Origin of the sequence: Glycomyces sp. NPDC021274 (genome assembly GCF_040641195.1) — a bacterium.
In the GTDB taxonomy this organism is placed as follows: domain Bacteria; phylum Actinomycetota; class Actinomycetes; order Mycobacteriales; family Micromonosporaceae; genus Glycomyces.
On record NZ_JBFADC010000010.1, the window covers coordinates 196591 to 202931 of the forward strand.

Annotated in this window: 16 protein-coding genes; all 16 read right to left on the bottom strand. The window is 68.1% G+C overall.

Annotated elements, in window-relative coordinates; translation table 11 throughout:
* Window positions 1-152: 152 nt before the first annotated feature.
* Complete coding sequence (locus AB0I03_RS20990; RefSeq protein WP_360415323.1) at window positions 153-503, bottom strand: hypothetical protein; 351 nt, start codon at window positions 501-503, stop codon at window positions 153-155.
* A gap of 291 nt (window positions 504-794) precedes the next feature.
* Window positions 795-989 (bottom strand): hypothetical protein, encoded by a 195-nt coding sequence (locus AB0I03_RS20995; protein ID WP_360415325.1) that lies wholly within the window; start codon window positions 987-989, stop codon window positions 795-797.
* Window positions 986-1153: a hypothetical protein gene (locus AB0I03_RS21000; protein WP_360415327.1), complete on the bottom strand. Its 168-nt coding sequence runs from the start codon at window positions 1151-1153 to the stop codon at window positions 986-988. Before AB0I03_RS21000 ends, AB0I03_RS20995 begins: the two co-directional genes overlap by 4 nt.
* On the bottom strand, window positions 1146-1355 hold the full coding sequence (locus tag AB0I03_RS21005) for a hypothetical protein (protein ID WP_360415329.1): 210 nt from the start codon (window positions 1353-1355) through the stop codon (window positions 1146-1148). Before AB0I03_RS21005 ends, AB0I03_RS21000 begins: the two co-directional genes overlap by 8 nt.
* Complete coding sequence (locus AB0I03_RS21010) at window positions 1342-1599, bottom strand: hypothetical protein (RefSeq protein ID WP_360415331.1); 258 nt, start codon at window positions 1597-1599, stop codon at window positions 1342-1344. Before AB0I03_RS21010 ends, AB0I03_RS21005 begins: the two co-directional genes overlap by 14 nt.
* A gap of 197 nt (window positions 1600-1796) precedes the next feature.
* Entirely contained in the window at window positions 1797-2258 is a 462-nt protein-coding gene (locus tag AB0I03_RS21015) for a hypothetical protein (protein WP_360415333.1), read from the bottom strand.
* A 19-nt stretch (window positions 2259-2277) separates the two neighbouring features.
* Entirely contained in the window at window positions 2278-2463 is a 186-nt protein-coding gene (locus AB0I03_RS21020) for a hypothetical protein (RefSeq protein WP_360415335.1), read from the bottom strand.
* Window positions 2464-2466: 3 nt separating this feature from the next.
* Window positions 2467-2655, bottom strand: a complete 189-nt coding sequence (locus AB0I03_RS21025; protein WP_360415337.1) for a hypothetical protein — start codon at window positions 2653-2655, stop codon at window positions 2467-2469.
* Complete coding sequence (locus tag AB0I03_RS21030; RefSeq protein WP_360415339.1) at window positions 2652-3023, bottom strand: hypothetical protein; 372 nt, start codon at window positions 3021-3023, stop codon at window positions 2652-2654. The genes AB0I03_RS21025 and AB0I03_RS21030 overlap by 4 nt, the downstream gene beginning before the upstream one ends.
* Entirely contained in the window at window positions 3013-3378 is a 366-nt protein-coding gene (locus AB0I03_RS21035) for a hypothetical protein (protein ID WP_360415341.1), read from the bottom strand. The genes AB0I03_RS21030 and AB0I03_RS21035 overlap by 11 nt, the downstream gene beginning before the upstream one ends.
* Window positions 3375-4115, bottom strand: a complete 741-nt coding sequence (locus AB0I03_RS21040) for a hypothetical protein (RefSeq protein ID WP_360415343.1) — start codon at window positions 4113-4115, stop codon at window positions 3375-3377. Before AB0I03_RS21040 ends, AB0I03_RS21035 begins: the two co-directional genes overlap by 4 nt.
* Window positions 4112-4444, bottom strand: a complete 333-nt coding sequence (locus AB0I03_RS21045) for a hypothetical protein (RefSeq protein ID WP_360415345.1) — start codon at window positions 4442-4444, stop codon at window positions 4112-4114. The genes AB0I03_RS21040 and AB0I03_RS21045 overlap by 4 nt, the downstream gene beginning before the upstream one ends.
* Complete coding sequence (locus AB0I03_RS21050; protein WP_360415347.1) at window positions 4437-4922, bottom strand: hypothetical protein; 486 nt, start codon at window positions 4920-4922, stop codon at window positions 4437-4439. The genes AB0I03_RS21045 and AB0I03_RS21050 overlap by 8 nt, the downstream gene beginning before the upstream one ends.
* Window positions 4919-5290 carry a hypothetical protein gene (locus tag AB0I03_RS21055; protein WP_360415349.1) on the bottom strand — a complete coding sequence of 124 codons (372 nt, stop codon included), beginning with the start codon at window positions 5288-5290 and terminating at the stop codon, window positions 4919-4921. Before AB0I03_RS21055 ends, AB0I03_RS21050 begins: the two co-directional genes overlap by 4 nt.
* 3 nt (window positions 5291-5293) lie before the next feature.
* A complete protein-coding gene (locus AB0I03_RS21060; RefSeq protein ID WP_360415351.1) occupies window positions 5294-5797 on the bottom strand; it encodes a hypothetical protein in 504 nt (167 codons plus the stop codon).
* Window positions 5790-6266, bottom strand: a complete 477-nt coding sequence (locus AB0I03_RS21065; protein WP_360415353.1) for a DUF6011 domain-containing protein — start codon at window positions 6264-6266, stop codon at window positions 5790-5792. Before AB0I03_RS21065 ends, AB0I03_RS21060 begins: the two co-directional genes overlap by 8 nt.
* Window positions 6267-6341 lie beyond the last annotated feature (75 nt).

The following is a 6341-nucleotide window of genomic DNA, read 5'->3' on the forward strand; positions in this document are numbered from 1 at the left end:
CGTTCCTTTCGGTGGGGCGCGGGTGCCGTACCCGCGCCGGAATGGTCAGAGGAAGATGTCGAGCACGACCAGGACGGCGAGCGCCGCGTACGCAACGAACTCCAGGACGGTCGCGGCTCGGTAGAACCGCACGAGTGCCTTGCTGGGCCTGGTCATTGCGTGCCTCCCGCAGTAGGCTGGGTGGACAGACCACCCGGTTCTCGTTCAGGGGCCGGGCTTTTCGCTGCCTGGACCGCGCCCTCGACGAGCCGCAGGATGCAGTCCGCGTGGAAGTCGAAGCGGCGCGGCTTGTTCTCCGGCTTCTGCCGCTCCTTCCACCGACGCTCCCGGCCAGCGGGCGGCCAATTCAGGAACGCCCACTTCGTGCGGGGCGTCTCGACCTTGTGCGCGATCCACCCGTGGGTGAGGGACCCGCGTTCGCCGGGCTCGCCTTCCGGGATCTCCTCGTCACAGAGGTCGCAGACGGTCATCCGCGTGGGCACGGGCCGAGTCTTCTCGCTCATCGGGTCCCCCCGAAGGCAAGCGCGAGAGCGATGCCGAAGACCACGATGAACGCCCAGAGGAAGATCACGGCTTCGGTTGCAGACGGTTCGCTCATGTCGTTGCCTTCCTGTTCGGGAGTCGGTCCCCGCCGCCGGGCTGGTTCCACCGGGTGACGAGCGGGCAGGACGTGCAGCCGACCGTCCCGCAGATGCGGTCAGGTTCGCGGTCCACGGGTTCGTCGACCGGGGCGGGCGAGTTCAGCCGCCCCGTGCAGCAGGGTTCGGTGCACTCGGGTTGTTCAGGGGGCCACGTCACGAGACACCCCCGTCTCGATGGATCGAGTCGGACCACCAAGAGCCGCAGTCGCATTGGTGGGTGCGGGAGTCGATGCCGTCGATCTTGTGCGGCGGTTCGTTCTCGTGCCCGTCCGGGAGGCGGCAGCCGCAGGGCTCGCCGCCGAGCTTCCACACGGGGCCGGTCTGCGCGGCGCAGGTCTTCTGGGTCATGACGCACCGACCTGGTTCGGCCAGCTCGGCGCGTTGAACCTGTCGGTGCAGGGCTCGCAGCGGCATTCCCCGTCGTGCCCGGCCGGGAGGGTGCACCAGCAGTCGCCCCACGTGCCGCCTTCGGGAGGCACCGACCAGCAGCGCGCCTCGGTCTGCTCAGCCATTGGCCTGCCCCCCAAGGGCATCGCGCACGGCTCGGTCGCGGAAGTTGATGTACTGCTGGGTCTGGTTGTAGCGGCGCTCCATGCCCTCGATGCCCTCCCAGCGGTTCACCATGGAGCCGTCCTTCAACAGCCACACGGAGATGCCGTCGTAGACCTCGGGGAGCACGATGCCCGTCTCGATGTCTTCGTCATTGGGTCGCATTGGCCTGCCCCTCCCCGGACTGGTCGAGCCCGAGAGCGGTGAGGATCGCCCGACCACAGTGGGCGATCGCGGTCGTGCCGTAGTCCTCCTGCAAGTGCTGGTCGAGCATCGACGTCACCTCGTGCGGAGCGCTGGTCCAGTTCCGGGCGAGCTTTTCGGCGGCGGCGAGCGCCTCGGCTTGGGCGGTGTTCTCGGCGCGGAGCCGGTCCACCCCGGCCTCCAACTCGCGGCGGCGGAGGTTCAACTGCGCCAGGCGATCAACGGCGTGGTCGCACTCGCAGGCGCAGTCCACCAGTTCTTGGTGAGCAGGACAGCTACACATAGGTGCCTCCTTCGGTTAGCGGCTGGGTGGGTTCGGGGGCGGTCAGGGAAACTTGAACGTTTTCGCGCACATTCAGGTTTTCGGCCGTTTCCTTGAACATGCCCTCGGAGGGTTCGGGGTTACTCGGCATGGCCGGACTCCAGGATCTTGTTGAGGCGGTAGGAGAGCGCCCACTCCATGAGCGGCGTCGTCCCCTCGTGGAGGTGGCGGATGATCTGCTCGTCCTGCTTCTGCTGGTGCCGCAGCTGGACTAGGTGGCAGCACTCCCAGTGGTAGGCGTGGGGCCGGACGCGGAACCAACGCCCGCCGGGCTCGTCCCACTCACGAGAGACCGGCGCGTAACCCCACGGGTAACGGCGACCGCATTCCGTACACCGCTCGAACAGGAACCGCTTGAGCCGCTGGACGATGGCAACCTTCACATCCCAGTGCCAGAAGTGCAGCTGCCACCACTTCGAGTGGCACGGCGGGTTGGAGTCCTTGTCGCCCGGTTCGACGTGCCAGACGTCAACGATGGACGGCCAGTACAGGTGGCGTCGCCCGTTGCGGGCCTCGACCTTCGGCCAGGGCCTGCGAATCATGAACGCGAGCGTGTGCGAACTATGCACGGTGGTGTTCCCCTTCTCCGTAGAACTGCAGCGCCTCGGCGTCCGCCGGGCGGTCGGAGCATCGCTGCCAGGTCTGCCCGTAGTCGCCGTGCATGACCCGGCCCTCTTCGCGGACGAGCATGTACCCGCAGTTCAGGCACGTGTCCACGTACTCAGATTTGCGCTTACGCGTTGGCATCGGTCAGTCCTCCTGTGTGGTGGTTCGGGTATCGGTGGGACGGGCGGTGAGACGGTCGAGCTCGGCGAGCAAGTCCCGCCGGTCGAGGCGGGCCTGCATGAGGTCCTGCGCGAGGCCGGACGAGCAGGACTCGACGGTCGTAACGAAGTCGGTTTCGTCGCGGTCGCGGATTGCCGCAAGATCGGTGGTCACGTTGTGGCTCCGTGGTTGGTGTAGGCGCACGAGTCCTGGTGCCCGCTGCGCGCGTGGGACCAGTCCGGGCAGGCGCGGTCGTGCAGCCAGTTCCCGTCCGGGTCGAAGTTCGGGAGGCCCCTCACCAGCGGCCAGCAGTCGGGGCACCACAGGCGGTAGGAGTCGCCGAGGTCGCTGAACCGGAAGTTCGTTCGCTTCCAGCCGGCCCGGCGGAGACCGACCGAGAAGGCGTAGACACTGCCGTCGTCGCGGCGGCGCCCGAGTTCACGCTTCGGGCATCCGCTGCATGGCGCGCAGTACTCGCCGTACGCCTCCTCGGTGATCACTGCGCCTCCCTGGTCGGCGGGTGTGGTGGTGTCAGCGCTCATCGGCCGCCTCGTCTCGTGCTTGCGCGATGATCGCGTCGGTGTCGAGGCCGAGCTGTCGGCCACGGGCGACGGACCGCGCAAGGTCGTCGTCATCGCCGCGCACGACGGCGCCCCAGATGTGGTTCCTCGTGAGGTCCTGCGCCGTGCACCGGTCGCCGTAGACCAGGTGCTCGCCGCGCGCTGCCCCGTGGATGGTGTCCTCGCCGGGCTCGGCGCCGTGGTTGAGATACAGGAGGTAGCCGTTTGGTTCGGTGGTGCCGCAGCGGGGGCACGTGGCGGGCTGGCTTTCGAGCCGTTCGCGTTCCTGCTGAGCGTCGTACTCGCCGAACAGGTCGGGCTGGACCATGGTGCTCACCGGCCCGCCTCCTCGTCGAGGTCGCGGGCGGTGGAGTCCATCAGTCGAGCGGAGAACCGCAGTCCCTCAACGAATTCGTGGTGGAGGCCGTCTGCCACGGCGGCGTCCGCGATCACCTGGAGGCTCGCGGCGGCTTCGCGGCAGTGGACGGGTCGGACCGCTTCGGCAACGTCGGAGAACCACGAGTCCTCGGCGGCCTCGGCGGCGACTTTGAGAAGGTGCGCTACGACGGAGTCACCGAACCCGCAATCGGAGTCCTCGTTGGCTCCGAACCCGCATTGGCATCCGGTGATCGTGCGGGTGATGGTGTTCCACTTGAGCCAGTGCCGCGAGTTCAGGCCTTCGATCGCCTGTCGCGAATTCTGGGCTTCGGGAACACCCGTACCCCTCCCTGAACCCGTCCCGGAGGTTTCAGCGTCTCCAGCGCCCGGCTGGGCGGCGGGAACCGGCATCGACGGGGCGGGCCGCGACTCCATGTCTTCCACGGCGGTCTGGCATCCGCAGGTCTGGCACCAGAACTCCGCGACGTCCTCGTCGTCGCCATCGATGACGCCATCGGTCCACGGTGCCCACCGGTCACAGTTCGGGCAGCGGTATTCGGTCTCGCCCTGGGCGGGCGTGTGAGGCATCCCAGAGGCGGGGGCGGAGTACTTGTCGATCAGGGCTTTGGTCTCGTCGATGTACGCCTTGGCCTTGGCGAGCTCGTCCCGGACGTATTCGAAGCGTTCGGTGCTCACTGTCCGTCTCCCTCGCCCAGACCGGCCCGGTTCAGAAACGCGCGAGCCGCCTCGCCATACGTGGCGTCGTTCGCGTTCTCCTCAGCCCATTCGATGATCAGCTCTTTGGGGAGGCCATCATCGAGGTAGGCACACCAGCCAGTGGTGGCGTCGATGTCGCAGATGAGCGAGCTGCACGGTTCGCACTGGACGTCGTCGAAAACCGTCCCGGCGTCCACGAAGGTGTTGCGGGTGTAGGTCTGGCCGGGCTCAGCTGCAGGGGCTCCGCACACGCCGCACAGGTGCGTTTTTCGAGCCTTCAGCTCTCGCGACTTCAGCAGATCAGGCATCGGTGTCTCCCTCGCTCAGACCGAGAGCGGCACGCGCAGCTTCGATCACCTCGTACGCGGCCCCAGCCTCGTCGTCCTCTTCGTCGGCCTCGCCGAGCGTCACCAGGAAGTACTGGAGGCTCCAAGCCGCGCCTCGGAACTTGCCCTCCTCGCGGACGGTGATCTCGGGCGTCCAGCCGAAGCCGTCGCCTTCCTTCTCGGCAGCGAACTGCCAGAACTGGTACAGCTCAACGGCGGTCTGGACGAGTGCGGCGCGGACCTTCGACAGCCGCCCCTCGGCGGTGTCGAGGCGTCCCTGGAGGGTGGCGATCTCGTCGAGCAGGTACGTCAGGTCGGCGGCGGCGTTCTGCCGCAGCTCCTTCTTGCCGTTCTGGATGGCGCCGATGGAGCGGCCCTCGGTCTCGGTCGCGGCCTTGATGCGCCTGCGGATCTCGGCGAGTCGGTCGGTGTCGGACGGGACAGTGGAATCGGGGGTCATCGGGATTCGTTCCTTCGGGTCAGTGCCTCATCGATGTAGATCTGGTCCACGTCGAAGTAGGCGGTCAGCGGGTCGGAGCACTTCACTAGCAGCAGCTCCTGCCCGAACGTGATGTGGCCGGGGTCGACGCAGGGCCGCTCGCCGTAGATGAGCAGCTCGAAGATCGGCGTGCTCGTGCCGGTGACGCCACCGGGCAGAACGCGGGCGAGGCAGCTCGTGAACGAGGTGAACTTGCTGCCGGTCGGGTAGGAGCCGGTGATCTCCCACATGGAGTCGGCCTCAGCGAAATGCCACGGCTTGGTGCGGCGCAGGTCCAGCGTCATCTCCAGCAGCTCACCCGTCACGGGCTCGTTGGACGACTTCTTCATCGGTCAGTGCTCCTCAGAGGTGGGACGGGACAGGTCATCGATGGCGGTCGTGAGCATTCCGGCGGCCTCGCGCAGGCCCTCGATGCGGGCCTTGAGCCGGGACCGGATGCGGCGGCGCGAGTACTCCAGGTCGTCGGCGTGGTCGGTGATCAGGTCGCGCTCGTCCTTCAGGCGGCGCGCGACCTCCCAGCGGAAGTAGTCCTCCAGCGCGGCCTCGGCGGCGGCATCTTCAACCGTGTCGAGGCCCGCCTTGATCTCGGTGGCGGCCTTCATGACGACCCCGGCCATGTGGTCGTGGCAGCAGTAGCCCTCCCAGCGGTTGGGGCTGGCGGCGACCCACGCGAGCGCCTGGGCGGCGACGAGCGGCCGGGCGGCAGTCACGGCAGCACGGGCCAGCTCGTCGCATTCGCCACAGAGGCTGGCCGGGTCGGTGCTGGGGCCGGTGTGTGAGCAGAAGTTCTGGATCGCCTCGGCGGCGGCCTGCTCGGCGGGGGTGAGGTCATTCACTGGTGCCACCTCCGATTGCGCGGGCGCGCTTGACCTCGGCGAGGAGTGCCATCAGCAGCGTGTGCGGCATCCGCTCCCGGCAGTCGGGGCCGACTCCGAGCGCCTTCGAGGTGCCCCCGGTGAGGGCTCGCCCGCAGTTGCAGCAGTGGTTGGTGAGTGCCGCGTAGGCGCGCATGGCCGCGGGCGGGTTAGCGGCGAGCGCCGCACGCATCCGCTTCAACCAGGCGCCGACGGTGTCGAAGTGCGCTCGCATCCAGGCGATGTACTCGTCGTCGCCGGGGCGGCCGGGGATGTCCTTGCGGAGCGCCTGCGGCCCGTAGCGGGTTCCTTTCGGCGGGCGTGCCTTCGGAGTGCCGTCCTTGACGTGCCAGAGCGTCATGATCGCCGGGGCGTCGGGGTCGGGGACGGCGTAGAAGCCATCCGGGAGCGGAACTTGCTCGGCTTCGGTCAGCGGCGGTTGGGTGGACATCAGGCACCACCCTCGGCACGCTTGGTGCAGTAGGACTTCAGCTCGGCGGGCAGGTGCCGCCACCACGCCCGCTCG

Excerpts from the sequence above, each read along its gene's own strand:
- AB0I03_RS20990 (WP_360415323.1), bottom strand. The coding sequence starts at position 503 with ATGAGCGAGAAGACTCGGCCCGTGCCCACGCGGATGACCGTCTGCGAC.
- AB0I03_RS20995 (WP_360415325.1), bottom strand. The coding sequence starts at position 989 with ATGACCCAGAAGACCTGCGCCGCGCAGACCGGCCCCGTGTGGAAGCTC.
- AB0I03_RS21000 (WP_360415327.1), bottom strand. The coding sequence starts at position 1,153 with ATGGCTGAGCAGACCGAGGCGCGCTGCTGGTCGGTGCCTCCCGAAGGC.
- AB0I03_RS21005 (WP_360415329.1), bottom strand. The coding sequence starts at position 1,355 with ATGCGACCCAATGACGAAGACATCGAGACGGGCATCGTGCTCCCCGAG.
- AB0I03_RS21015 (WP_360415333.1), bottom strand. The coding sequence starts at position 2,258 with ATGATTCGCAGGCCCTGGCCGAAGGTCGAGGCCCGCAACGGGCGACGC.
- AB0I03_RS21020 (WP_360415335.1), bottom strand. The coding sequence starts at position 2,463 with ATGCCAACGCGTAAGCGCAAATCTGAGTACGTGGACACGTGCCTGAAC.
- AB0I03_RS21030 (WP_360415339.1), bottom strand. The coding sequence starts at position 3,023 with ATGAGCGCTGACACCACCACACCCGCCGACCAGGGAGGCGCAGTGATC.
- AB0I03_RS21045 (WP_360415345.1), bottom strand. The coding sequence starts at position 4,444 with ATGCCTGATCTGCTGAAGTCGCGAGAGCTGAAGGCTCGAAAAACGCAC.
- AB0I03_RS21050 (WP_360415347.1), bottom strand. The coding sequence starts at position 4,922 with ATGACCCCCGATTCCACTGTCCCGTCCGACACCGACCGACTCGCCGAG.
- AB0I03_RS21055 (WP_360415349.1), bottom strand. The coding sequence starts at position 5,290 with ATGAAGAAGTCGTCCAACGAGCCCGTGACGGGTGAGCTGCTGGAGATG.
- AB0I03_RS21065 (WP_360415353.1), bottom strand. The coding sequence starts at position 6,266 with ATGTCCACCCAACCGCCGCTGACCGAAGCCGAGCAAGTTCCGCTCCCG.